Origin of the sequence: Streptomyces sp. BF23-19 (assembly GCF_041106355.1) — a bacterium.
Lineage (GTDB): Bacteria > Actinomycetota > Actinomycetes > Streptomycetales > Streptomycetaceae > Streptomyces > Streptomyces virginiae_A.
In genome coordinates this window covers 37,808-62,245 of the sequence record NZ_JBGBPT010000010.1, presented here as the reverse complement: position 1 = coordinate 62,245, position 24,438 = coordinate 37,808, and the positions used below count along the sequence as shown (strand labels likewise).

Here is a 24,438-nt window from a genome sequence, read left to right as displayed (position 1 = left end):
CGGACCCTGCACCGGACATGCCGCGGGGGCCCACCGGCGGCGGGCCCCCGCGAACGGGGAGCGGGTGCTCCCGGATCAGTGCCGGACCGGGCACTGCTTCCAGGAGAAGTGGTACACGCTGTTGATGCTGCCGTCCGTCGAGTCGAGCGCCATGAAGCTGGTGTCCTCCGGGTCCGAGGTGCCCACTTCCGCGCGCAGCTCGGTGTTGATGTTGAAGTTGCGCTGCTCGCCGCAGGGCGCGAAGACCAGGGCCTCGATGCCCGTGGTGTCCGTCGCCTGCCAGTTGTCGACGAGCTCGCCGGTGAACTTGTGGGTGCGGTACGCGGTCTGGCTCATGCCCTGGAAGTAGTAGCTCGCCTTCTGGGTGCCGACCGCGCCCGGCGCGAGGCTGCCGAAGCCGCGGTAGTCCACCTTGGCCACGGCGTAGGTGTAGCCCTGGGGGACGTGGACGTCGAGGGAGAGGAGGCAGTTCTTGCGGCCCTCGACGGCGGAGATACCGCCGCCTGTCTGGGCCAGGTACTCGCTGTAGGTGACGGTGAAGGCCGAGTTGTCCGGCGACACCGCGACGGCGGCACTGCCTGGACGGCAGCCCGAGCCGTTCACGGAGGCGACGTCCATGGTCACCTGGTCGGTGGGGGCGGTGGGCGCCGAGGACGAGGCCCCGGCGGCGGGGGTGAGCGCGACGAGGGCCGCGGTCACGGCGGCTGCGGTGACTCCGATGCGGAGGGACTTGATCACACCGCCATGGATAGCGGTCCGCGGCCGCCCCGGTCGGCCGACGGGCACGCGGTCTCACCTCGATGGCCGTAGCCCGTCACCGCAGAAACGATAAATCTATCCAAACCCCTCCGCTGAATGGCCCCAGCCGGCCCGGAGCGCCGAGTCGCACCGGCCGCTCCTTCCGATTTTTCCTAATATCGGCGAGGCCCTTCAGGCCACCAGCACCCTCCCGCGGTGAGGAGTTCCATGCCCCGCGCACCACGACCACGCTTCGCCGCCCTGTCGGCGTCGGCGCTCGCCGGCGCCCTGGCCGGCGCCCTGGCCGTCACCTTGGCCGGACCCGCCCAGGCCTTCGCCGCGGTGCACCACACCGGCGACGAGGCCGGGGTGCTCGGCGAGGAGCACGCCCGCGCGCACACGCGGCTGCGCGAGGCCGCCAAGGGCAATCATGGCTACCCGCAGTCGAAGCGCACCTCGAGCCTGGCCTCGCTGCGGGACTCCCAGCTCAAGGGCAACGCGAAGTTCGACGCGGCCCGGTTCGGCCGCTTCACCGAGTTCTTCCCCTCCCCCGACTTCGGCGTCCACGTGGCCCAGCTGCCGACCGGCAAGGTGCTGCTCTTCTCCTTCGAGCGCGTGGAGGCCGATCCCACGAAGGAGACCGGGCCCACCAACACGGTCGGCTGGACCAACGCGGGCCGTGCCTACCTCTGGGACCCCGCCAGGGGAACCGGGGCCAAGGCCTTCACGAACGTGCCGCCACCGGTGGTGCTGATGCCCGACGGCGCCTACGCCCCGCGCCCGGCGCCGTTCTTCTGCGCCGGCCATTCCTACCTCCCCAACGGAATGGTGGGGGTGTTCGGCGGCAACGTGGGCGGGAAGGGCGGCAGCGGCGCCAAGCTGTCCTTCGTGTTCGACCCGTGGACCGAGAAGTGGTTCCGCAACCGCGACATGGCGGTGGGTCGCTGGTACCCGTCGGTGGTGACCGGGCCGGACGGCCGGCAGATCATCATGTCCGGCCAGTCCGAGCGCGGTACGGGCACCCCCACCCCGGTGGTGGAGCGCTTCCCGGCGCTCGGGCGGCCCGTGCCCTGGCGTTCGTACGACATCCCGGCGAACGTGCCCGCGGAGCGGCTCCGGTCCCAGGCCCCCTTCCGGAACGACTATCCGCACCTCTTCTCGCTGCGGGACGGGAAGATCTACGGGCTCGGCCGCGACGCGGACCAGCAGTGGCTGTTCGACCCGGTCAAGGACACCCGCACGGACCTGCCCCGGCGGCCGGCCGACTTCCGGGGCTACGGTTCGGCCGTGCCGCTGCCGGCCGGCTTCCGGGGCCCGGACTCCGTCCTGGTGCTCGGCGGCGACCCGCGCGACCCGCTCACGTACCGGCTGTCCGGCGGCCGCTGGAGCATCGAGGAACCGCGGGCCTTCGGCCGCACCCAGGACGGGACCCTGATCCTGCCCGACGGGACCCTGATCACGGTGAACGGCGCCCTGGACACCCGGAACTACGGCAACGGGCCCTTCAACCCGAAGGCCGACCTGAAGTACCGGCAGATCGAACTGCGCGACGCGCGCGGCCACTGGAAGCTGGGTCCGGCCCAGCGGCTGCCCCGCGGCTACCACTCCAACGCCCTGGTCCTGCCGGACGGCCGGATGATGGTCACCGGCGACGAGCTCCAGCAGATCGCCAACGATCCCGACATCAAGGACGGGATGGACGGCAGCATCGAGCTCTTCGAGCCCGCCTATCTGCACCGGGGCGCCCGGCCGGCGCTCGACCGGGCCCCGGGGGGCGACCTCGCCCACGACACGGCCTTCCAGGTCACGAGCTCGACGGCGAAGGACGTCACGCGCGCCGTGCTGCTGGCGCCGACGACCGTCACCCACTCGGTGAACACCAGCCAGCGCCACCTGGACCTGCGGATCACCGGCGTCCACGGCTCCACGATCGGTCTCCGCACGCCGCCGAGCGCGGCCGACGCCCCGCCCGGCTACTACATGCTCTTCCTGCTGGACGCCAAGGGCGTGCCCAGCACCGCGAAATGGATCAAACTGGGCACCCGCGACCGCACCCGCTAGTGCTGTGGCCGGAAAGGTTTGCCGGGTCGCGGTGTCCGGTCACCTAGAGCTGGTCCGGGGCGAAGCGGACCACCGCCGCGCGGCCGGTCGTGCGGACGCGGCAGTCGAGCGGGCCGGTCAGCAGGGCAGCGTCGTACGGGAGCAGGTCCGTGCGGTCACCGGGGTGTTCGAGTACCGCCGGTCCCTGCAGGGCGACCACCAGCAGGGTGCCGCCCGGCGGGACCGCGAGGGCGAGCGTGCCCCGTACGACGGCGGTCTGCGCCTCCACCGCGCCCCTGCGGTACATCACGTTGAAGTTCACGACGGGGCCGGCCAGGAGCAGGCAGTCGGTCGGCTCGTCCCCGGGGAAGTCCTGCGGCGCGAACCGTTCGTCCACGAGCCGGCGTACGCCCGCCACCGTGAGGTCCATCCCCGCGCCCTCGGCGAGGGTCAGGGTGCGCGCGATGCCGGGGAAGGCCGAGAAGGGCCCGTCGGCCCCGACCTCGGCCAGGCTCACGCGCCAGCCGAAGTCGTCCATACCGGCGCCCTCGGGCCAGGCCGCGATCTCGCGGGTGACTCCCCCACCGTTCTTCCAGACGGTGGCGGTCCGGTCGGCCGCCCGCAGGATCCGGATCCCGCCGCCGCTCACGCCCCTGCTCCGGTCAGCCGCCCGCGCAGCTCCGCGGCATCGGCGAGGAACCACGTCTGGCGCCCCCGGTTGCACTCGCGCACGAAGTCCCGCAGCGCCGCACTGTCCGCCGTGTGGCGGGAGATGTCACCGAGGACAACGATGCCCATCCGGTACTGGACGAACTTCTGAATGATCTCGCCGGCGACGCGGGTGCTCAGCCGGAAGAACGCCTCGTCGAAGCGCTCGACGGGGATGACGACCCACTCGGCGCCCTGGTAGGAGGCATCGCCTATGCAGTCCAGGGCCTCGCGTTCACCGGCGATGACTTCGCCCTCGGCCCCGCACATCAGGACGGGAACGTCGTTGATCGTCTGAAGGGTGCTCATGGAGGTCGAGGCTAGCTCTTCTCCATCGAGGGGCGCAGGCGGCCCAGCAGGGCGTAGAGCGTCGCGCTCTCGGCCTCGTCCAGGGTGTCGAGCGCACCGTGCATGGCTTGCATCTCCTCGCGTACGCGGCGGATGACCTCGCGGCCCGCGTCCGTCGCGACGACGTTCTTGACGCGGCGGTCGGCCGGGTCCGGCTCCCGGCGCACCAGCTCGCGGGCCTCCAGCCGGTCGACGATGCCGGTCACGTTGGAGGCGTCGCACACGAGCAGGGTGGCGAGGCCGCGCATGGGCACGGGGCCGTCGAGCTGGGCGAGGACCCGGGCCTGGGTGGAGGTCAGGCCGTGCTGGGCCGCGGCTGCCGCGAACTCGCGCCATTGGGCGGTGCCGATCGCGGCGAGCAGCTCCAGCAGCTGGAGCTTGGTGGGGGTCTGCGTGGCGGTGTCGCTCATACCTGGAGCGTACTCAGGATGCTTCACATTATCAATTGTTTACTTGACCACCTTAACTATCGACGTCTACCGTCGGTCGAGTTACTTGAGAAGGTCAAACATCTGCGTTCCGAAGCTCTTCAGCTCCGAAACACGAAGAAGGTTCACCCCAGCCATGAGCACCCACTCCCCCGCCACCCCGGCCGCCGGGCACCGGAACGAGACGGTCATCGTCTTCGCCCTGAGCCTGGCCGCCATGGTCGTGTCGATGATGCAGACCCTCCCGGTCCCGATCCTCGGCCTCATCCGCGAAGACCTCGGCACGACCACGGCCAACGTGAGCTGGGTGACCACCGCCACCCTGCTGTCGGCCGCCGTCTTCACCCCGCTGCTCGGCCGGTTCGGCGACCAGCACGGCAAGAAGCCCACGCTGGTCGCCGTGCTCGGCGTCATGGTCGTCGGCTCCGTCATCGCGGCGCTGGCCACCTCGCTGCCGCTGCTGATCCTGGGCCGGGTGCTCCAGGGAGCCGCCACCGCGATCTTCCCGCTGGCCCTGTCGGTCCTGCGCGAAGAGGTCCGGCCGCAGAAGCTGCCGGGTGCGATGGCCCTGGTCAGCGGCACGCTCGCGTTCGGCAGCGGGCTCGCGCTCGTCGCGACCGGGCTGCTCACCTCCGGTTCCGACGCGGACTACCGCAACGCCTTCTGGATGGCGACCGGCTTCGCGCTCCTCGCCCTGCTCGCGGTCGTCTTCCTGGTCCCGGCGACCCGCCACAAGACCGGCGGCCGTACCGATTTCCTCGGCGCGCTGACCCTCGGCATCGCGCTGCTGCTGCTCCTGCTGCCCATCTCCCAGGGCCACGAGTGGGGCTGGGGCTCCGCCCGCACGCTCGGCAGCTTCGCCGGCGCCGCCGTCATGGCCGCCGTCTGGGTGCTCGTCGAGCGCAAGGTGCGCGAGCCGCTCGTCGACATGAAGATGTTCGTCCACCGCCCCGTGCTGATGGCCAACCTGGCCGGCGTCCTCGTCGGCTTCGGCATGTTCGCGAACTTCCTCGGCGTCTCGTACCTCGTCCAGATGCCCGAGGCCCTCACCGGCTACGGCTTCGACGCGTCCATCCTGCGCGCCTCCGTGCAGTTCCTGCTGCCCGGCGCCATCGTCTCACTGCTCGCCTCGCCCGTGGGCGGCCAGATCGTGCGCCACCGCGGTCCGCGTACGGCACTGGCTCTGGCAGCGGCCCTCGGCGCGGCCGGCTTCGCCTGGCTCGGCCTGGACCACCAGCACAGCTTCTCGGTGATCGGCGCCGGGCTCGTCGTCGGCGCGGCCGTCAGTTTCGGCTACGCCGCCATGCCCGCCGTGATCATGTCCAGCGTCCCGCACCACCAGAGCGGCATCGCCAACGGCATCAACTCGATCTCCCGCTCCACGGGCAGCGCGATCGGCAGCGCCGTCGTCACCACGATCCTGGCCTCCAAGACCGTCGAGCACCTGCCGGCGGGGGTTCCCCCGCTGCCCGCCGAGTCCGGGTTCACCCTCACCTTCGGGATCGGGGCGGTGGCCTTCGCGCTGGTCGCGGTGATCAGCTGGATCGGCCTGCGGAGCGGGCACGGCACCGTGGCCGCGGCCGCCGGACAGCCCGTGGCGGCCGAGCCCGCAGCGGCGACCGAGCAGGCGGACACGGCCGCGAAGGTCGACACGGCCGAGAAGGCCGACGCCGGCCGCTGACCGAGCGTCCGTCCGCCGGCCCGGCGGCCCGACCTCCGCGTGTCGCTCGCGGCGGTCGGGCCCCCGGGCCTTGCATGGTGGATCCATGAAGGCTACGGACGTCATCGCCGACGGTTTCGGACGCATCCGGGAGATCGTTCACGAGGTCGTGGAAGGGGTCACTCCGGAGCTGCTCAACGCTCGCGTGGACCCGGCGGCGAACTCGGTCACCTGGCTCGTCTGGCACCTGACCCGGGTCCAGGACGACCACATCGCGGACGCGGCCGGCACCGATCAGGTGTGGGACTCCGAGGGCTGGTCGGACCGGTTCGCCCTGCCGCTGCCCGCCGGGGCGACCGGGTACGGGCACACGCCGCGGGACGTCTACACCGTCCGGGTCGACTCGGGCGAGCTGCTGCTGGGCTACTTCGACGCGGTGCACGAGCGGACCGCTCGGTTCGTGCGCGGCCTCGCCGCCGCCGACCTGGACCGGGTGGTCGACGAGCGCTGGGATCCACCGGTCACCCTCGGGGTACGCCTGGTCAGCGTGCTCGGGGACGACCTCCAGCACGCCGGGCAGGCGGCTTTCGTACGGGGCGTGCTGGAGCGGGACCGGGGCGTCTGAGGACGTCCTCGCCCCGGGGGCCGCAGCTCCCGCCGCCGAACGCACGGAGGGCTGGGACCCCGTACGGGTCCCGGCCCTCCCCTTCCTACGCTCCGCTCGCTTCGAGCATGTCCTCGCGCTCGACGATCTTCACCCGCTCGCGGCCCTGGGGCTCACCGAGGGCCTTCTCGGCCGCGTCCAGTCGGTGCCAGCCCTCCCACGTCGTGTAGCGGACGCTGCGCTCGGCGAGGAAGGCCTCGACGGCCTCCGGCGCCGGGGCGGCCGGCTCGCTCAGGCGGCCCTCCGCGTGGTCGGCGAGCAGGTTCGCGACGGTCTCGTTCGCGTCACCCTTGGTGTGGCCGATCAGGCCGACCGGACCGCGCCGGATCCATCCGGTGACGTACGTCGACCGCAGGTGGCCACCGGCGTCGATCACGCGGCCGCCCTCGTCCGGGACCGTGCCCGACTCGACGTCCCAGGGGAGCTTGGGCAGCTCGTCGGAGAGGTAGCCCACGGCCCGGTAGACGGACTGGATGTCCCAGTCGGTGAAGTTGCCGGTGCCCTTGACGTTGCCCGTGCCGTCGAGCTCGGTGCGCTCGGTGCGCAGTCCGACGACCTTGCCGTCCTCGCCGAGGATCTCGGCGGGCGACTCGAAGAAGTGCAGGAACAGCTTGTGCGGGCGCTCGCCGATGTCGCGGATCGCCCAGTTCTCCAGGGTCTTGGCGACCATGTCGGCCTGCTTGTTGGCGCGGCGGGTGGCTATGGAGCCCTCGTCGTAGTCGATGTCCTCGGGGTTGACGATGACCTCGATGTTGGGCGAGTGGTCCAGCTCCCGGAGCTCCATGGGGCTGAACTTGGCCTGCGCCGGACCGCGGCGGCCGAAGACGTGCACCTCCAGGGCCTTGTTCGCCTTGAGGCCGTCGTAGACGTTCGCCGGGATCTCGGTCGGCAGCAGCTCGTCGGCCGTCTTCGCGAGGATGCGCGCGACGTCCAGGGCGACGTTGCCGACGCCGAGCACGGCGACCTTCTCGGCCTCCAGCGGCCAGGTGCGCGGGACGTCCGGGTGGCCGTCGTACCAGGAGACGAAGTCGGCGGCGCCGTAGGAGCCGTCGAGGTCGACGCCCGGGATGGTCAGCGCGCGGTCGGCCGTGGCGCCGGTGGAGAAGATCACGGCGTCGTAGAAGGACTGCAGCTCGTCGAGGCTGATGTCGTTCGGGTAGTCGACGTTGCCGAAGAGGCGGACCTGCGGCTTGTCGAGCACCTGGTGAAGGGCGGTGATGATGCCCTTGATCCGGGGGTGGTCGGGGGCGACGCCGTACCGGATCAGGCCGAAGGGCGCGGGCATCCGCTCGAAGAGGTCGATGGACACACCGGGCTCGACGGCTGCCTCGGACTTCAGCAGCGCGTCGGCGGCGTAGATACCGGCCGGGCCGGCACCGACGATTGCTACCCGCAGAGGGCGAGGCATGGCAGAGGTTCCCTTCGAGCGACGGCAAGGTGGATCAAAGGGAACCCTAAACGAAGGTAAACCTAACTCAGCACCCGGTGTCTCTTTATGACCCCATAATCAAAACTTATGACTACCCCAAGCAACGCTTGGAGCATAAGGGAACTCGCTGGTCAGCACCGACGGCACCTGACAGACTGAAACCGCTTGATCACCCCAGGAGGACAAAATGGCTGACGAAACCGACACCCCGCAGGACGAGTCCCCGGCCGACGCGGCCAAGCGCAAGTTCCGCGAGGCCCTGGAACGCAACGCCGCGAACGCCCAGTCCCAGCAGGCCCACCAGAGCCGGGCGAAGGTCCAGGGTGCCAGCAGCGGCCCCGGCGGCAAGAACAAGAAGGTCCGCCGCAAGACCGGCTGACCCTCGGACCTGAGGAGCTCGCCCCCGCCGCCACGGCCGGGGGTGGCTCGATCCGGCATTGGGCCACACGGGTGAGTGGGGATAACCGCGAGCACTGTCGACAGTTGATCAGCACGTCCCGCCGAGGGCAGCCATCACACGCGACAGTGCGACAGAAGGATCCCCACATGTTGAAGAAGTTCATGGCCACCGCAGCCGCCACCGCCGCCGTGCTCGGCGCGGGTGCCGCAGTCGCCTCCCCGGCGATGGCGATCGGCAACGACAACGGCGTCAACACCGTGAACGGCAACAACGCGGCCCAGATCTACGGCAACCAGGAGACCGCCGGCAAGATGAGCCCGCAGCTCGGCGCCATTCAGGGCTCGCTGAACAAGCTCTGCGTCGGCCTGCCGGCCAAGGTCAACGCCCAGTCCCTGCTGGCGCTCATCGCCAACGTCGGCGTCCAGGACGTCAACGTGCTCGCCAACCCGCAGAACCAGCAGTGCGCCGAGAACTCCACCCAGGCCAAGGGCGACGAGTCGGTCTCGCACATCGCCAGCAACATCCCGGTCCTCTCCGGAAACCTCTCCCAGGGCAGCTGATCGGCTCGATTCCGCGCCGGTGTCACGCGTCACGCGTGACGCGTGACACCGGCGCGTTTCATTTGGTCTAGACCTTGACAGGTTCAGACCATTTTCGCTTCAGTGGGCACCGTTGCCCCCACGACAAGTCCCCCCACTGAAGGAGCAGTTACGTGATACGTGCGCTTCGCCTCCGCGCCCTCGCACTCACCGCCGCCGCGGCCGTCACGGCCGGCCTCGCCCTCACCCTCCCCTCCTCCCCCGCCGTCGCCGCGACCCCCTGCGCCGGCGCCTGGGCCTCCTCGGCCGTCTACACGGGCGGCATGAGCGCCTCGTACGGCGGCCACAACTGGCAGGCGAAGTGGTGGACCCAGGGCGAGACGCCCGGCACCACCGGCCAGTGGGGCGTCTGGGCGGACCAGGGCACCTGCGGCGGCGGGAGCACGGACCCGGACCCGGGCAACCCCAGCGGATTCGTGGTCTCCGAGGCCCAGTTCAACCAGATGTTCCCGAACCGGAACCCCTTCTACACCTACAACGGCCTGGTCGCGGCGCTGTCCGCCTACCCCGGGTTCGCCAAGACCGGCGACGACACCACCAAGAAGCGCGAGGCCGCGGCCTTCCTCGCGAACGTCTCCCACGAGACGGGCGGACTCGTGTACATCGTGGAGCAGAACACCGCCAACTACCCCCACTACTGCGACGCGAGCCAGCCGTACGGCTGTCCCGCCGGGCAGGCCGCCTACTACGGGCGCGGACCCATCCAGCTCAGTTGGAACTTCAACTACAAGGCCGCCGGTGACGCCCTCGGCATCAACCTGCTCGCCAACCCGTACCTGGTGGAGCAGGATCCGGCCGTCGCCATGAAGACGGCGCTCTGGTACTGGAACACCCAGAACGGCCCGGGCACGATGACCGCCCACGCCGCCATGGTGAACGGCGCGGGCTTCGGGGAGACCATCCGCTCGATCAACGGCTCCCTGGAGTGCAACGGCGGCAACCCCGCCCAGGTCCAGAGCCGCATCTCGAAGTATCAGAGCTTCACGCAGCTGCTCGGGGTGACCCCCGGGAACAACCTCGGCTGCTGAGCGGAGCCGCCACCGGCGGGACGGTCACCGCGTGCGCAGCGCGGTGGCCAGCTGGGCCCGGGAGCGGACGTCGAGCTTCTGGTAGATGCGGGTCAGCCGGGCCTCCACCGTCTTGACGCTGAGGAACAGCTTCGCCGCGGCCTCCTGGTTGCTGGCGCCCTGGCTGACCAGCAGCGCGAGCCGGGTCTCGGCCTCGGTCAGGGTCGCGGCCGCCGGTACCCGCGCACCGGCGCCGTCGCCGGGGGCCGGTTCCCTGGCGAGCTCCGTCCAGGGGGCGGCCCCGGCCCGGTCGAACACCTCGGCCGCGGCCCGCAGCGCCGCGCGGGCCGGCGCCCGCCGACGCCGGCGGCGCTCCACCCGGGCGAGGGCGAGCAGCGTACGGCCGCGTTCCAGCGGCAGCCGGAGCACGTCGAAGCGCTGGGCGGTGGCCTCCAGCAGGTGCACGGCCGCGTCCGCGTCGCCCTGAGCCGACAGGCACAGCCCGCGGGCCCGGTCGAGGGCCGCGACGACCCCGGTCCGGCCGAGGCCGACGGCGACCGTGCGGACGGAGGCCAGCAGCCGGGCCGCCTCCTCGGGGGCGTCGGCGGCGATCAGGGCCTCGGCGAGCTCCCCGTGCCAGCGCAGGATCGAGGGGTCCACCACCTGCTGGGCGGCCTCCAGTTCGGCGACCCGACGCAGGGTGGCGACGGCCTTCGCCGCCTCGCCCGTGGCGAGTTCGACGAGGCCGAGCGCGTGCAGGCTGCGGGAGAGGAAGACCAGGTCCTGCTCCTCCTGCGAGGCCTGGATGCCGCGCCGGGCGTAGCCGGCGGCCCGGGCGAAGCTGCCGCCCATGGCCTCCGCCATCGCGGCGACGTACCAGGCCGGGCCGGGCGAGAGGCCCGCGTCTATCGTGAGCTCCAGGGCCCGGCGGGCGTGGGCGGAGGCGGCCTCGCACCGGCCGCCGCGCAGTTCGACCTCGGTGAGGCTGCGCAGGACCTCGAAGACGTCCTCGGCGGAGCCGGTGCGCTGGACGGCGGGCAGCAGGACCATGAGCTGGCGGCGGGCGTCGTCGAGGCCGTCGTCGAAGAGGGCGTGCCGGACGGCGAGGTACTGGGGCGCGTTGCGCATGCCGAGCGGCACCTCGGGGGCGGGCAGGGCGAGGGCCTCGGCCAGGATCGCCTCGGCGCCGGGGTCGCCCAGGATCCGGCCCATCCGGGCCCGTACGGTCAGGGCCATGGCCTCGGCGACCTGGTCGCCGCCGAGTGCGGCGGGCGCCCCGGCGCGGGCCGCGGCGTCGCGGGAGCGGACCGGGTCGCCGTCGCTGAGGTTGTGCTTCCAGGCGATCCGCAGTTGGACGGCGGCCTGCAGCGAGGGGTCGCCCGCGGCCTCGTCCATGGCGTACGCGATGGTCTCGTCGAGGGCGCCGAGGGCCTGCCCGGCGGCGTCGATCACGGCGAGGCGGGCCCGGACCCGGTCGGCGGGCGAGGCGTCGCGGGCCAGGACGGCCCCGGTGGCGCGGCGGGCGAGGTCGGCGCGGCCGGACCAGCCGGCGTCCTCGGCGGCAGCGACCAGGCGGGCCAGTTCCTCACCGGCCAGCCAGGACGGCGTCCGTTCGGCGGCGAGCAGGCCCAGTTCGGCGGCGAGGGCGCGCTGGCCCCGGCGCCGGCAGGCCGCGGCGGCCTCGGTGATCTCCTCGGCCAGCCACTGGTCGGGGGTGTCCACGGCCAGCGCGCGGTGCCGTACGGCCTGGACGGGATCGTCGACGGCCTCGGCCAGGGCGGCGTGCCCGGCGGCGCGTTCGGGCCAGCCCGCGTCGGCGGCGAGGGCGGTCGGCAGGGCGCCGGCGGTGAACTCCACGGAGCCGTCCTCCCCCACCCTGACCAGCGCGGCCCGTTCCGCCTCGGCCAGCTCGGCCTCGGCGTCGGGGCGGCCCGCCCGGCGCAGCAGGGAGATGGTGGGGCGAGCGGCGAGGGCGGCGAGCAGCAGGGTGCGGCGGGCCTGGACGGGGGCCCCGGCCAGGAGCCGGCGGGCCACCTCGCGGGCCTGTCCGGAGACGGGCAGGGCGTCGGCGTGGTGGGCGCTGCAGTCGCGGGCCTCGGCGGCTTCGGCGAGGGAGTGGCCGAGGGCGAGGGCGAGGCGCGGGTTGCCGCCGCTGGCCTGGTGGATGCGGCCGGCGAGGCGGGCCGGGAGGCCGTGGCGGACGAGGAGTTCGGCGACCTCGTCGGCCCCCAGCGGGGGGACCCGGATGGCGGGGACGCCGGGGCCGCAGAGGGGTTCGCCCACCGGGACCCCGCCCTGGACGCATTCGGCGACCAGGACCCGTACGCCGGGCGGGGTGAGGCGCAGGGCGAAGCGGAGCAGGTCGGTGCTCTCGGCGTCGAGCCACTGGGCGTTGTCGAGGACGAGCAGGACGGGGTGCCGGTCGGCGAGCGCCCGCAGCACCTCGACCACGGCGAGGCGCAGCGCGATGTGGTCGCGGCCGGCCCGGGGGGCGTCGGCCTCGCGGCGCAGGAGGGCGATGGCGGTGCGCTGGGGGCCGGAGAGCTGTTCCAGGGCGCCGCCGGGTACGGAGGCGAGGAGGGCGGCGGCGGACGCCTCGGGTATCCATTGGTCGGCGGCCTCGGGGGCGAGACACAGCACGGTCTCACGGCGCGATTCGGCCGCGGCCACGACGGCGCGCACGACCTCGGTCTTGCCCGCGCCGGCCGGTCCGATCAACAGCGCCCGGCCGTGCGCGGTCAACGCGCGGTCGACCGCCTTGATCAGTTCTCCGTGTCCGACACTTGTGTCAGCGTGCCCCGTCGCCGCCACCACGCACAGCCACCAGCCTCTCGATCCCCAGCTCCTGTGCCCTTCCTGTGAGAGGCGACAATACGAGGTCGAGTGGCGGGCGACCACGGATTGTGACGCAGAAATCAGTCACGTCCCGGGAAAACCCGTCGGACCTGCCGATACGAGGTGTATCAGCAGGTCCGCGGGCTCGCTTTGGTCCGTACTATCTGGCCGTCAGGCCGAGTTGGCTCCTGATCAGAAGGTCAGGTTCCAGGAGTCGATCTTGCCGGTGTCGCCGCCGGCGTTGTCGTTGACGCGCAGCTTCCAGGTGCCGTTCGCGACCTCGGAGGAGGCGTTCACGGTGTAGACCTGGTTGATGTTGTCGGTGCTGCCGCCGGAGCGGTTGTGCACGGTGTAGACGGTGCCGTCGGGGGCGACGAGGTCGACCTTGAGGTCACCGATGTAGCTGTGCACGATGTTCACGCCCACCTTGAGGGTGGCCGGGGCGTTGCCGGTGACACCGCTGACGGTGATCGGGCTCTCCACGGTGGTGTTGTCGCCGATGGCGACGTCCGTGGTGTTCTCGAAGCCGCCGGTGGGCGGGGTCGTCGAGGTGACGGCGGCGACGGTCGCGGCCGCGTCGGCGAGGCCGGCGCCGCAGCCACCGGTGCAGGTACCGGGCAGCGGGCGGGCGTTGGCCTTGATCGCGGCCTCGATCTGGGCCGGGGTCAGCGAGCTCTTGGCGGACTTCAGCAGGGCGGCGAGACCCGCGACGTGCGGGGCGGCCATGCTGGTGCCCTGGTAGGGCTTGTAGGACTCGGCACCGGGGGTGGTGGTGCCGGCGTTCAGGGTGGAGAGGATCGCGTTCTCGGGGGTGGTGACGGTGCCGGGCGTGTCGGTGGCGCGGCGGGTCTCACCGCCCGGGGCGGCGATGTCGATGATCGTGCCGAAGTTGGAGTAGTACGAGCGCTCGCCGGCGCGGTTCGTCGACGCCACGTTGATCACGTTGTTGCAGCTGGCGGGCGAGAAGCCGGACGCGTTGGCGTTGCTGTTGCCTGCGGCGACGACGACGGTCGTACCGCGGGCGACGGCGGCGTTGATGGCGTTCTGGTAGCTGGTGCCGCAGGTGCCCGAGCCGCCGAGGCTCATGTTGATGACCTTGGCGGGGGTGGCGTTGGCCGGGACGCCCGCGACGGAACCGCCGGAGGCCCAGGTGATCGCGTCGACGATGTCCGAGGTGGCACCGCCGCACTTGCCGAGCACGCGGACGGGCTGGATCTTCGCGCCGTAGGCGATGCCCGCGACACCCTTGGAGTTGTTGGTGGCCGCGGCGATGGTGCCCGCGACGTGGGTGCCGTGCCAGGAGGAGGTGCTGGCCTTGGAACCGACACCGCACTCGCCGTCGGTGGCGTTCCAGTCGCCCTCGTCGGCGGGGTTGCTGTCCCGCCCGTTGCCGTCGCGGGCCTCGGAGGAGGTCGAGATGAAGTCGTAGCCGGAGACGATGTTCGGCGCGACGTCCGAGTGGGCGACGTAGCCGGTGTCGATCACGGCGACGGTGACGCCGGAGCCCGTGGTCGTGTCCCAGGCACCGGGGACGTTCATGCCGGCGGTGGACTCGAAGAGGTCCCACTGCTTGGCGTACTCGGTGTCGTTCGGGGTGACGGCCATGGCGTAGGCGCGGGTGTCCGGCTCGACGTAGGCGACGTCCGGGTCGGCGCGGAACTGGGCCATCACGTTCGCCGCGTCGGCCGGGGCGGTCGCACCACCCAGGTTGACGAGGGCGGCGCCGGTGCCAAGGCGGCGGTCGAACTTCGTCTTCTTGCCGGCCTTCTTGCCCTTGGCGGTGGCGTCGTCCGCCGCCGCGGTGTTCGAGCTGGCCTCGGTGGCCGAGGACTTGTATCCGACGATGAGGTTCTCGACCGGCGCGGTGGGGGCGACCGTGGCGGCGGGGGCCGCGGCGGGGGTCTCGGTGGCCAGGGCCACGGAGGCGGTCGCGGAGCCGGCGAGCAGGGTGACCGACATGGCCACCACAGATATGAGCCTACGTCTGGAAGCGTGCACGTGTTCCCCTTCGAGGGCCGTTTCCGGGCGTGCCGGAGCGGCCGGTCAGTGCAGTGTGGGAGGTTCCGGCGGCCGCGGGACCGGGAGCGAGTTGGTCGAGCTCGCCCCGGCTCCGCCGCGCGCCACGTCGCCCGAGCCGCAACGGCGGGGCCGGGCAACGGCGGTCCCGGCTCTCCCCCCGACCGATGCCGCCTTCACGCCATGTGGGGTTGGCGTGTGTGCCGCAGGGCCAGGGGAAGATCGCCGGTGGGCAGACAGTAGGCAACACGGGGATGAACTCGATACGGGGAAAACCCTTGTCCACCCCCTGCGGCTCCCCCCGGGGATCCCTCGGCAGGGCTTTGACCAGGGACGTTCGGCGACCGCGCGCACGCCGCGCGGGACCGGGGGTGGGAGCGGGGACCGGCTCTACCGCGGCGGGAACAGCTTGCGGAAGTACGTCCAGCTGGTCTCGTTCGGCTCGCTCCACTTCTCCGGTGCGTGGGCGAATTCAGGCTGATTTTCGGCGATATAGGCGCGGGTGCGCTCCGGAACCTGCGTGTACGAGACCAGCTTGCGGCCGCGGCAGTGGAAGGTGAGGCCGCCGGGGCGCTGCCCCTGTTCCATCCAGGGCAGCCACGGGGACATCCGGGTCCAGGACATCGTGGCGGGGACGCTCACCGCGTCGGTGGTCAGGGTGGCCGCGGGCGCGAAGAACTGGAACAGCTCCAGGGCGCGGTAGGTGTCGTCGGCGGACTGTGCCGGGTACTCCTCGACCGGCAGGGGCGAGGGGTAGGCCAGCGGGATCTCCAGGCTGAAGCAGACCTGGTCGCCCAGTTCCGTCATGGGGACCGGGAAGGGGCGCCACTTCTGGTTGGCCGGATCGTTCCAGACGTGGACCACCGGCTTGTCCTGCCAGGTCTCCAGGATCTCCCGGGTCGCGGGGTCGAGGTAGAAGGCGGCTTCCCTGGACAGGAGCTGGTAGCCGCCGAGCTCCTCGTCCGCCACGAGGCGCGCGACGTTGAGCCCTTCGAAGCCGAAGAGGCGCCGGTAGGGCTCGCCCGGGGCCCAGGAGTGGACGTCCCCGGTCCACCAGTAGGTGACCTCGGCGCCGTCGAGCGAGGCGCGGGTGCGGGCGAATGCGTGCAGGAGCTCGGCGGGGGTCAGCTCTGTTGTCATACGCCCCACTGTGCGCGGTCGCCGCACGGCCGGACAAGCGGCCCTACGGACAACCTCGGCCCCGCCGGCGACAGGTCAGGCGGCCGCGCGGCGTACGTGCAGGTGGCCGTCGAGCGGGAAGGCCGGAGGCGCGGAGGCCAGGGTCCTGTCGTACGCGTAGCCGCACTTGGCCGCGACGCGGCAGGACGCGAGGTTGTCCACCTGGTGGAGCAGTTCGAGGCGTTCGAGGCCGTCGGCCCGGAAGACGTCCAGGGACCAGTTGGTGAGGGCTTCCAGGGCTCGGGAGGCCACACCCCGGCCCCGCGCCCGGGTCGCCGTCCAGTAGCCGACCTCGGCGGCGGCCTTGCCGGGCGCGACCTCCTTGAGGACGACGTTGCCCACCAGCCGCGCCGGCGACGACGCGCCCGTGCCCGTGCCCGACTCCAGGACGGCGAAGCCGAACCGCACCCCCTCCGCCCAGCCCCACTCCTGGGCCCGCACCCACCCCAGTCCGTCGTCCTCGGACCGCGGCCCGGGATCCGGGGAGGCCTCGACCAACGCGGCGACGTCGTCCACGCACCAGGGCCGAAGGACGAGAGCCGGAGCGGTCGGTGTCGCGGCGGCCCCGAGCGTGACGGAAGTGATCATCGAGCGATCGTACTGAGCACGTCCGGGCGTGCGCCGACGGGTGACCACCTGCCCGAGCGGCAGCGGGCCGCGCTGACGCGGTGCCTCACACCGGGCTGAGAGCCACACCGGAATCGGGCACCTCGGGGCCGCCGGGAACGGGGCCGTACGCGGCTTCGGCGGGCCACGGGCCGCGATTCGGTCGCGGTGCGCGCCCCCGGGGCGGACCCGCACCGGACAGCCCCTCACCTGCCCGTACATGCACGCGACAAACCGGCTCTGACCTGGCCCTTTCCTCGGTTTCACCTAGGCTGGGGACATCTGCCGGACACCATCGGAGGGGGATTTCGTGAGTGACGAAGCGATCGGATACGACGCCGCCCACATCAAGGTGCTGGAGTGGCCCGAGGCCGTTCGCAGGCGGCCCGGGATGTACATCGGCTCGACCGACGAACGCGGCCTGCACCAACTGGTCTTCGAGGTCGCGGACCGGGCGGTGAACGAGGCCGTGAGCGGCCGCGCCGGCTCCGTCGGCGTGACCCTCCTGGCCGACGGCGGCGTGCGGGTCACCGACGACGGTCCGGGTGTCCCCTTCGCAGCCGCCGGGGACACCGAGGGCCCCGGCCTCGAAGCCCTGTTGACGGAGCTGTCCTTCGGGGCGCGGCCCGGCGACCGTCGCGCGGTGAACCTGACCCGCTTCGGCCTGGGGCCCGCCGTCGCCAACGCGTTGTCGAGCCGCCTGACGGCCGAGGTGCGGCGCGCGGGGGTCCGCCGGGTCCAGGAGTACGCGCGCGGCGTCGCCGTCACTCCGCCCACCGCCGCGGGTCCGGCGCCCGGAAGCGGGACCACCCTCACCTTCCGGCCCGACGCCGTCCTCTTCGCGACGACGGAGTGCTCATTCGCCGTGCTGGCGGAGCGCTTCAGGGAACTGGCCTTCCTCAACCGGGGCCTGGACATCTCCCTGACCGACGAGCGCCCTGCGGACGGCCCCCAGACGGCGCGGTTCCGTTTCCTGGGCGGGGTACGGGACTTCGTGCTCTCGCTCCCGGCGCGGGCGGGGACCCCGGTGCACACGGACGTCATCGGCTTCGAGCGGGAGGACCCGCGGATGGCGGGGACGATGGAGGTGGCCCTGCGATGGTGCGGCTCCCCCGAGGAACGGATCCGTGGCTTCGCCAACAGCGTGGCCACACCGTACGGCGGCACGCATGAGGCGGGCCTGCGCGCGGGGGTGGCGGCCGCGCTCGACGCGTACGCGCGAGGGCGTGGGCTGCCGGCGGCCGAAGCCCCCGGCCTCGACGGCGAACGCGTCGCCGCGGGCCTGACGGCGGTCGTGTCGGTCAAGCTGGACGACCCCGAGTTCGTCGGCGCCACACACGGAGAGCTGGGCAACGCCGCGGTGCGCGCCTGTGTCGGTGAGGCCGTCGGGGAACATCTCGGAGCCTGGCTGGAGGAGAACCCGGAGCAGGCCACGGCGGTCGTCGACCGGATCCTCGGGGCCGACGCCCTCGGCTGAGCGCTCGCCGTATCCCGGCCGATGTCGGTGCACGGCGGTGGTCGGCCGCCGGTCGGCCGGGATACGGCGATTCAGGCGTACCTCTCGAAGAGGGCTTGGATGTACCCCTCCAGCCTCTGGGTCATGACACGGGCCGTCAGGTCGACGCGGCCCAGCTCGCGCCAGGGCACAGCGACCTTCTCCGCGTCCGGCGCGAAGCCCAGCGCGTCCAGCAGCCGCCAGTGGAGATGGGCGGTGGGGTCCTCGGCCAGGGTTCCTCCCGCGGCGGCGTAGCGGTCGGCGAAGCCCATCCCCGCCGGTACCCCGTGCAGCAGGGCGAGGGCCGTCGAGCAGTGCGCCACGTCGAGGTCGGCGGGCCCCCAGGAGGTCTCCACCCAGTCGACGACGCCACTGATCCGGAGGTCCTCGCCCGTACCCGTGAACAGGACGTTCCCGGGATGGAAGTCCCGGTGCAGGAAGCGGCCCTGATAGGCCGGGGGGTCGCGGCGGATGACGTCGACCGCCCGCTGCCAGAGCTCGGGCCGCTCGGTGTCCGCGGGCGGGCTCACGCGCTCGGCGGAGGCCCAGGGCTGATAGGTGCGCGGCCGGCTCTGTGCGGACACCGGCAGGTGATGGATGCGTACCAGTTGACGGGCCAGCAGGTCGGCGCGGTCGTCGGCGTGCCGGTCGCCCAGGCGCACGGTTCCCGGCAGCAGGGACATCAGCAAGGAGGGGTGGTCGCAGTGCCGGGCCGTCGCGTCCACCGCCACCAGTTCGGCCGCCGGTACGTCCGTGTCGGCGAGCAGCCGCAGGATATCCGCCTCACGGGTCAGCAGGCCCTCCGCGTGCCGGAGGTAGAAGGGTGTGACGAAGGACCGCAGCACGAGCGAGCGCCGACCGTCCGGTCCGCCGAGGTCCAGGCGGCGCATCCGCGAGGTCCAGCCGCCGCGCAGCCGTACGACCTTCTCGATGCGTTCGACCTCGGACAGCCCTTGCTCCACCCAGGAGCGCGTGGCATCCCAGCCCTCGCCGTGAGGATCGTCGCCCATGCCTTCGGCCCCCTCGCCCACCGTCATGGAGACAGCCTATCGATCTTCCCGCGCCCACCATTCGGATGTCAGGTTGACGACGGGGACGCCAGCGGCGACGGTGACCGGCATGGGGAACGAACACCGGCTGCTCACTCTCGCCCTCTGCCTGGTCCTGGGCGGCGTGCTGATCGCGGCGGTACTGGGGGCGTGGCGAGCGGTCGGTCCGCACGCCGGGGCGGCGGACGGGCGGCCGGTGGCGTCCGACTACGTGGACATACGTGAGGTCCCGCGCGTCCCGGCGGCCGCTCCCGCCTCCGGGTCCGAGGGGTCGACCGGTTCGATGGTGGTGGATTGCGGCCGCAACGAGGAGCGTCACTACAACGAGGACAACCTCGTGGTCTCGCCCGGCCTGCCGGGCGGCGCCCATCACACGCACGCCTACGTGGGGAACCTCTCCACCGACGCGCTGTCCACGGAGGCCTCGTTGGACGCGGCCGCCACGAGCTGTGCGGGCGGCGACCGGTCCACGTACTACTGGCCCGTCCTGCGTCGCCCCGATCGCCCGGGCACGCGCCCGCACGAGGACTCGGCGGGGCACGGCAACGTCGGCGAGATCGTGCCGGAGGCCTCGGTCCGGGTGGAGTTCCGCGGCAATCCCGTGAGCAAGGTGGTGCCGATGCCGCGCTTCCTGCGCGGGATGACCGGCGACGCCGTCGCGTACACGGCGGGCAGCGAGGCCGACGTCCGGGCCCGTTGGGGGTGCTCGGGCTCCCCCGACCGGGCCACCACCCGCTATCCGCGCTGCCCGGCGGGCGAGCGCGTCACCCGCACCCTCGTCTTCCCGAGCTGCTGGAACGGCCTCGACACCGTCGGCGTCACGCACCGCTCGCACCTGCTGTTCACCGCCGCGAACGGCGTCTGCCCGAAGGACACCTTCCCGGTGCCCGAACTGCGCGTCTGGCTCGCCTACGACATCCCCCCGGGGCTGAACGTGGCCCTCGACTCCTTCCCCGAGCAGCGGCACAGCCCGAAGACGGATCACGCGATGTTCGTGAACGCGATGACCGACCGCCAGATGGCCTCGGTCGTCGACTGCCTCAACAAGGGCCGCGCCTGCCGGACCTGAGCGGCCCGACCCGAGCCGACCGACCCGCCCCGAGTGACGGGATCCGCACGACGGGATCCGAGTGACGCAGGTCACGTGAACCGAATCCGTCCTGGTGGCGTGTTCCGACCGCACCACATATGCGAGGAAGACGGAGAGGGTGAGATGGCCGGACCACTGTGGCCCCGCACTCGGCGGGGCTCGACCGATGAGGCACTGATCAAGTCGGTGTACGAGGAGCACGGTCACGCCCTGCTCGCGTACGCCACCCGGCTGACCGGAGATCGGGCCGCCGCCGAGGATGTCGTACAAGAGACGTTGATCCGGGCCTGGCGCCACTCCGAGGTGCTGGTCAACGGAAAGGGCTCGGTGCGCGGCTGGCTGCTCACCGTGGCCCGCAACATCATCACCGACCGCTACCGGGCCAAGGCCGCCCGACCGCCCGAGGTGTCCGGGGCCTCGTCCGCTCCCCCGGTGGAGGCGGACCACGCCGATTCCGTGGTGGACAGCATGACGGTCCTGGGGGCCCTCGATCAGCTGTCGCCGGAACACCGGGACGTCCTGAAGGAGTTGTACTACCGACAGCTCAGCGTGGCGGAGGCGGCCGACAGCCTCGGCATCCCGGCGGGTACGGTCAAATCTCGCTCGCACTACGCCCTCAAGGCGCTGCGCGACGTCTTCAAGAGCGACGGATTCAGGGACATCGGTTCCAGAGAAGGAAAGCGATCGGGCAGGCCGCCCCAGCAGCCCGCCGGACTGCGTGAGGTGGTGGCATGAACCGGCAGCGGCACGAGGAGGAACTGCTCGGCCCCTATGTGCTCGGCGTCCTGGACGCCGAGGAGATCCGCCGGATCGAGGAACACACGAGCGGATGTGTGCAGTGCCGGGAGGAGGTGGCCGCGTTGCGCGAGATGGAGGCGGCTCTGGGCGAGGTGCCCGATGAGGCGTTCCTCGACGGACCGCCGCAGGGCGGTGACCTGCTGCTCCAGCGCACCCTGCGGCAGATGCGCGGCGAGCGGGCCGGTGACTCGCGACGGCGCGCGGGCCTCGCGGGACTGGCCGTGGCCGCCTCGCTGGCCGCCGTGTTCTGGGCGGGCACCCAGCTGGGTGCGGGCGATCCGGACGCGGTCGCGCTGCCCGTACCTCCGTCCCCGACGGCCACGGCGAACCCTTCGCCGCCGCCCGCCGGAACCAAGACGCTCTCCGGGACCGATCAGACCTCGGGCGCGCGGATGACCGTACAGATGACGCCCGCGCCGAAGTGGGTGCGGGTGCGCGCCGCGGTCACGGGAGTTCCGCCGGGTGAGCGGTGCCGGCTGGTCGTGGTCTCCAAGAACGGTACGCGCACGACCGCGGGCAGCTGGGTCGTGGGCAGCCAGGAGAACGGCGAGGGCAAGGGCGCGGGGCTGGACGGTTCGGCGGCCGTGGACCCGGCGGACGTCAAGGCCATCCTGGTCGAGAACGAGTCGGGCCGGACGTTCGTGTCCGTACCGGTCTGACCGGAGCGCGGGCGCGAGCCCGGCCCTCCGGACCCCGGACTCCGGTTCCGGGTTCCGGGCCTGGGCCTGGGCCGGAACGTGACGGAGCCCGGGAGCATATCCAGCTCCCGGGCTCCTGTGTGCCACCCAATTGCGCACACCGGCACGTTTAAGAGTCGCGGATCATTCTTAGATCGACGTGTTCTACCTTTGAACTACCGCGCCACGAGAAGAGGCACAGAGGGGACTTGAACCCCCATCCATCGATGATCGTCCACGCTCGGTCGATCCGGTGTTCGGCGGCGAATACTGAGACTGGAGCGAGAATCTGAGATTAACGGGGCCGCCTCTACCAGCTTGGGCCAACCCGGCTCGTAATGCCGGGGGAGGGATTCGAACCCCCAACTGACACCCCAGTTCAGCTTCAACATCAGTTTCAGCTTGCGCTCTCGCGCACCCCCTGCAGACATACAGAGGGAGTCTTCGGGGCTACTTGAACAAGTAGCCGAACACCGCGTCGCCGATCCTTTGGTCGGTGACCTCGGCGCTGTTGGCCTCCTCGCGGGCGAACTTGACGGCCTGCTGGAGCTTCTCCACGCGGTCGAGCAGCTCGTTGACCCGACGGGCCGGCAGCGCACCGGAGAACTTCACGGTCGTCCAGTACCCGACCGGAACGTCCTCGTAGTACACCTCGACCTGCGCCGGGTGCTTCTCGGTGGCCTCGGCCTTCACGTGGTTGCGCGGCACCTTCTTGGTACGGATGGTGCGCACCGCGTCCGTCTTCCAGGAGTCCGTGGACGGGTCCAGGTTCCAGGATTCGGAGGCGTCCAGCACCGGCAGCTTCCGTACGAAGGTGTGCATGTCGGTGAGCTGCTTCTCCAGGAAGAGCAGGTACGGCACGGGCACCTGCGCCAGCAGGACCGTTCCGTCCACGACGACATCGGCGGCCGCGGTGCGGTTGGCCCAGTCCTTGGTCGCCGTCACGTCGAACAGCCGCGTCAGGGTGCCGGCCGTCGCCCGCAGCACGTCCTCCGCCTTGACCTGCACCCGGGTCGACTCGGGCGGCAGCTGCTCGCCCTCCTCGTCCTTGGGCTGGTAGGTCCGGGAGATTCCGGCCAGCAGGGCGGGCTTCTGGACGTCGTGGTGAGCCTGCGTGAGCTCCTGGAGGGACTTGGACTTGACGCCCTTTTCCACTGCGATGATCTGATTCAACTTCGGCACGTGATCAACCTAGCAGCCGATCGTCCGATCATTCACCAGGATTTCCGGCACCTGCGCCCGGTCCAGCAACTGACGCATATCCGCGGCGGGAAGCGCGGGATTGGCCGCCGCGGCGGCCGCTGCCTCGGGATCCGGATCGGCGAGCAACTCACGGATCCGGGCCACCGGGAGCCGGGGGTCCCGGCCGGCGGCCGCGCGTGTTTCCGGGTCCCGGCCGAGCCGGTCCAGGAGTTCCGGCTCCAGACCGGGGTCGCGCAGGGCCAGGCGCCGGGCCCTCGGGTCCGGGGAGTCGCCGAGGCGCGCGGCGAGCCCGGCGGCGGGAAAGCCCGGCCGGGCGACCAGCATGCCCACGGCGCGGTGGGTGCCGTTCAGGTAGAGGTCGAGGAGCAGCTCGGGCGGCGGCTCCGGGTAGAACTCGGCGAGCAGCAGCCGTACGGCGAAGTCCTCGTCCCGCGCGAGCAGTTCGACGGCGTCGACCGGCAGGCCGGGGCAGACCGCCGCACTGCGCCGCAGCCAGGTGTGCGCGGACCGGGCGCACCTCCGCAGGAACGCGGTGTCCGTACGGCGCTCCCACACCCATCCCAGGGTGGGCAGCCGGTCCTCGGCGTCCACGGTGTGGTCGACGGCGGCGCGCTCGGACTCGGTCAGTTCGGGGCGGGCGGACACCTGGAGGCGGACCCGCGGGTCGGGGTCGACGGCCAGCCGGGCCACCAGGTCGGGCGGGAGCGAGGGGTTGGCAGCGATCGCGGCGATCCGTTCGCCCCGCGCGACCAGGCGTTCGGCGAGCTCCCGGGTGAGCCGGCCCCTCGCCAGGACCTCCCCCAGGTGCCACCCGTTCCCCGAGCGGCCGACGAGCCAGGTGGTCCGTTCCTCGTCCTCGTGGCAGACCCGCAGGGCGGCGGCCTGCCGCACGTCCGGGTCCTCGTCGTGCAGGAGCCGCTCCCGAACCTCGTCCGCGAGCTGGTCCCAGGCACGGCAGGCCGCCTCCCGGAACATCGGATCCTCGTGGTCCGCGAGTCCCGCCAGGATGTGGGCGGGTGCGGCGCCCCACCTGACCAGTTCGCCGGACACCATGCCCCTGGGGTGGTCGAGCAGCCGCTCGTAGGCCCGGTCCGGGAGCGGGGCCACCCGCTGCCGGTAGGCCAGGGGGCCGTGCGCCAGGGCGAGGTGGACCGACGCGGACGGGTCGTCGACCAGCCGGGCACGCTGGTCGGGGTCGGCTCCGCCGTTCTGGGCGAAGGCGGCCCGGACCCGGCGGTCCGGGTGGACGAGAACGGCCTCGACCACCTCCTGCGGAAGAGCCGCGCGCTGCGCAACCGCTCGACGCAGCCACTCGTCTTCGTGGCCGAGCAGTCGCAGCAGCACGTCCGCCGGTGCGGCCTCGTTCCCTGCGAGCCCGTGCAGCAGCTCCGTCCACCGATCGCCCATGCCGCCCTGATCCCTCCCCCGGTGATGTGGAACGGGCAGCGTAACAAGGAAGCCCACACGCG

The 24,438-nt window shown here is 72.0% G+C and carries 22 protein-coding genes; 10 read left to right on the top strand and 12 right to left on the bottom strand.

Features of this window, described 5'->3' with window-relative positions:
* Positions 1-75: 75 nt before the first annotated feature.
* Positions 76-738 (bottom strand): DUF4360 domain-containing protein, encoded by a 663-nt coding sequence (locus AB8A24_RS08435; protein ID WP_328964760.1) that lies wholly within the window; start codon positions 736-738, stop codon positions 76-78.
* Positions 739-966: 228 nt separating this feature from the next.
* Between AB8A24_RS08435 and AB8A24_RS08430 the strand changes: the two genes are divergently transcribed.
* The gene (locus AB8A24_RS08430; RefSeq protein ID WP_369475252.1) at positions 967-2,799 is read left to right on the top strand and encodes a galactose oxidase-like domain-containing protein; all 1,833 of its coding nucleotides are present in this window, start codon (positions 967-969) and stop codon (positions 2,797-2,799) included.
* A 43-nt stretch (positions 2,800-2,842) separates the two neighbouring features.
* Here AB8A24_RS08430 and AB8A24_RS08425 read toward each other — a convergent pair whose 3' ends face one another.
* From AB8A24_RS08425 to AB8A24_RS08415, 3 genes are read right to left on the bottom strand one after another with little or no spacing between them, the layout of a single operon-like run.
* Positions 2,843-3,427, bottom strand: coding sequence for a HutD family protein (locus AB8A24_RS08425; protein ID WP_328964758.1), 585 nt, complete (start codon positions 3,425-3,427; stop codon positions 2,843-2,845).
* Positions 3,424-3,795 carry a DUF4180 domain-containing protein gene (locus AB8A24_RS08420; protein ID WP_369475251.1) on the bottom strand — a complete coding sequence of 124 codons (372 nt, stop codon included), beginning with the start codon at positions 3,793-3,795 and terminating at the stop codon, positions 3,424-3,426. The genes AB8A24_RS08425 and AB8A24_RS08420 overlap by 4 nt, the downstream gene beginning before the upstream one ends.
* 11 nt (positions 3,796-3,806) lie before the next feature.
* Positions 3,807-4,244 carry a MarR family winged helix-turn-helix transcriptional regulator gene (locus AB8A24_RS08415; RefSeq protein WP_030725769.1) on the bottom strand — a complete coding sequence of 146 codons (438 nt, stop codon included), beginning with the start codon at positions 4,242-4,244 and terminating at the stop codon, positions 3,807-3,809.
* A gap of 154 nt (positions 4,245-4,398) precedes the next feature.
* Between AB8A24_RS08415 and AB8A24_RS08410 the strand changes: the two genes are divergently transcribed.
* On the top strand, positions 4,399-5,943 hold the full coding sequence (locus tag AB8A24_RS08410; protein WP_328964756.1) for an MFS transporter: 1,545 nt from the start codon (positions 4,399-4,401) through the stop codon (positions 5,941-5,943).
* 85 nt (positions 5,944-6,028) lie between these two features.
* Positions 6,029-6,547 carry a DUF664 domain-containing protein gene (locus AB8A24_RS08405; RefSeq protein WP_328964755.1) on the top strand — a complete coding sequence of 173 codons (519 nt, stop codon included), beginning with the start codon at positions 6,029-6,031 and terminating at the stop codon, positions 6,545-6,547.
* 85 nt (positions 6,548-6,632) lie between these two features.
* Here AB8A24_RS08405 and AB8A24_RS08400 read toward each other — a convergent pair whose 3' ends face one another.
* Positions 6,633-7,994 carry an FAD-dependent oxidoreductase gene (locus tag AB8A24_RS08400; RefSeq protein WP_328964754.1) on the bottom strand — a complete coding sequence of 454 codons (1,362 nt, stop codon included), beginning with the start codon at positions 7,992-7,994 and terminating at the stop codon, positions 6,633-6,635.
* A 208-nt stretch (positions 7,995-8,202) separates the two neighbouring features.
* Here AB8A24_RS08400 and AB8A24_RS08395 point away from each other — a divergent pair, with 208 nt between their 5' ends.
* The 3 genes from AB8A24_RS08395 (at position 8,203) to AB8A24_RS08385 (ending at position 10,042) form a co-directional block, all read left to right on the top strand.
* Entirely contained in the window at positions 8,203-8,394 is a 192-nt protein-coding gene (locus AB8A24_RS08395; protein ID WP_030725782.1) for a DUF5302 domain-containing protein, read from the top strand.
* A gap of 167 nt (positions 8,395-8,561) precedes the next feature.
* A complete protein-coding gene (locus AB8A24_RS08390; RefSeq protein WP_328964753.1) occupies positions 8,562-8,975 on the top strand; it encodes a rodlin in 414 nt (137 codons plus the stop codon).
* Between the two features lie 152 nt (positions 8,976-9,127).
* Complete coding sequence (locus tag AB8A24_RS08385) at positions 9,128-10,042, top strand: glycoside hydrolase family 19 protein (protein WP_369475250.1); 915 nt, start codon at positions 9,128-9,130, stop codon at positions 10,040-10,042.
* Between the two features lie 24 nt (positions 10,043-10,066).
* On the opposite strand, the gene AB8A24_RS08380 is transcribed toward AB8A24_RS08385, so the two are convergent.
* The 4 genes from AB8A24_RS08380 to AB8A24_RS08365 form a co-directional block, all read right to left on the bottom strand.
* A complete protein-coding gene (locus tag AB8A24_RS08380; protein ID WP_369475283.1) occupies positions 10,067-12,832 on the bottom strand; it encodes an AAA family ATPase in 2,766 nt (921 codons plus the stop codon).
* A gap of 216 nt (positions 12,833-13,048) precedes the next feature.
* Positions 13,049-14,815, bottom strand: coding sequence for a S8 family serine peptidase (locus AB8A24_RS08375; RefSeq protein WP_328966091.1), 1,767 nt, complete (start codon positions 14,813-14,815; stop codon positions 13,049-13,051).
* A 447-nt stretch (positions 14,816-15,262) separates the two neighbouring features.
* Complete coding sequence (locus AB8A24_RS08370) at positions 15,263-16,012, bottom strand: DUF1838 family protein (protein WP_328964751.1); 750 nt, start codon at positions 16,010-16,012, stop codon at positions 15,263-15,265.
* Positions 16,013-16,087: 75 nt separating this feature from the next.
* Positions 16,088-16,639 (bottom strand): GNAT family N-acetyltransferase, encoded by a 552-nt coding sequence (locus AB8A24_RS08365; RefSeq protein ID WP_369475249.1) that lies wholly within the window; start codon positions 16,637-16,639, stop codon positions 16,088-16,090.
* Positions 16,640-16,967: 328 nt separating this feature from the next.
* Between AB8A24_RS08365 and AB8A24_RS08360 the strand changes: the two genes are divergently transcribed.
* A complete protein-coding gene (locus AB8A24_RS08360) occupies positions 16,968-18,134 on the top strand; it encodes an ATP-binding protein (RefSeq protein WP_369475248.1) in 1,167 nt (388 codons plus the stop codon).
* 71 nt (positions 18,135-18,205) lie between these two features.
* Here the strand turns inward: AB8A24_RS08360 and AB8A24_RS08355 are convergent, their stop codons facing one another.
* Positions 18,206-19,189 carry an aminoglycoside phosphotransferase family protein gene (locus tag AB8A24_RS08355; protein WP_328964748.1) on the bottom strand — a complete coding sequence of 328 codons (984 nt, stop codon included), beginning with the start codon at positions 19,187-19,189 and terminating at the stop codon, positions 18,206-18,208.
* An 82-nt stretch (positions 19,190-19,271) separates the two neighbouring features.
* Here AB8A24_RS08355 and AB8A24_RS08350 point away from each other — a divergent pair, with 82 nt between their 5' ends.
* The 3 genes from AB8A24_RS08350 (at position 19,272) to AB8A24_RS08340 (ending at position 21,748) form a co-directional block, all read left to right on the top strand.
* Positions 19,272-20,270, top strand: a complete 999-nt coding sequence (locus tag AB8A24_RS08350) for a DUF1996 domain-containing protein (protein WP_328964747.1) — start codon at positions 19,272-19,274, stop codon at positions 20,268-20,270.
* A 144-nt stretch (positions 20,271-20,414) separates the two neighbouring features.
* Positions 20,415-21,026, top strand: a complete 612-nt coding sequence (locus tag AB8A24_RS08345; protein WP_030725819.1) for a sigma-70 family RNA polymerase sigma factor — start codon at positions 20,415-20,417, stop codon at positions 21,024-21,026.
* Entirely contained in the window at positions 21,023-21,748 is a 726-nt protein-coding gene (locus tag AB8A24_RS08340; protein WP_328964746.1) for a zf-HC2 domain-containing protein, read from the top strand. Before AB8A24_RS08345 ends, AB8A24_RS08340 begins: the two co-directional genes overlap by 4 nt.
* A gap of 468 nt (positions 21,749-22,216) precedes the next feature.
* On the opposite strand, the gene AB8A24_RS08335 is transcribed toward AB8A24_RS08340, so the two are convergent.
* The gene (locus AB8A24_RS08335) at positions 22,217-22,948 is read right to left on the bottom strand and encodes a hypothetical protein (protein WP_266387300.1); all 732 of its coding nucleotides are present in this window, start codon (positions 22,946-22,948) and stop codon (positions 22,217-22,219) included.
* A 9-nt stretch (positions 22,949-22,957) separates the two neighbouring features.
* Positions 22,958-24,376: a hypothetical protein gene (locus tag AB8A24_RS08330; protein ID WP_328964745.1), complete on the bottom strand. Its 1,419-nt coding sequence runs from the start codon at positions 24,374-24,376 to the stop codon at positions 22,958-22,960.
* Positions 24,377-24,438 lie beyond the last annotated feature (62 nt).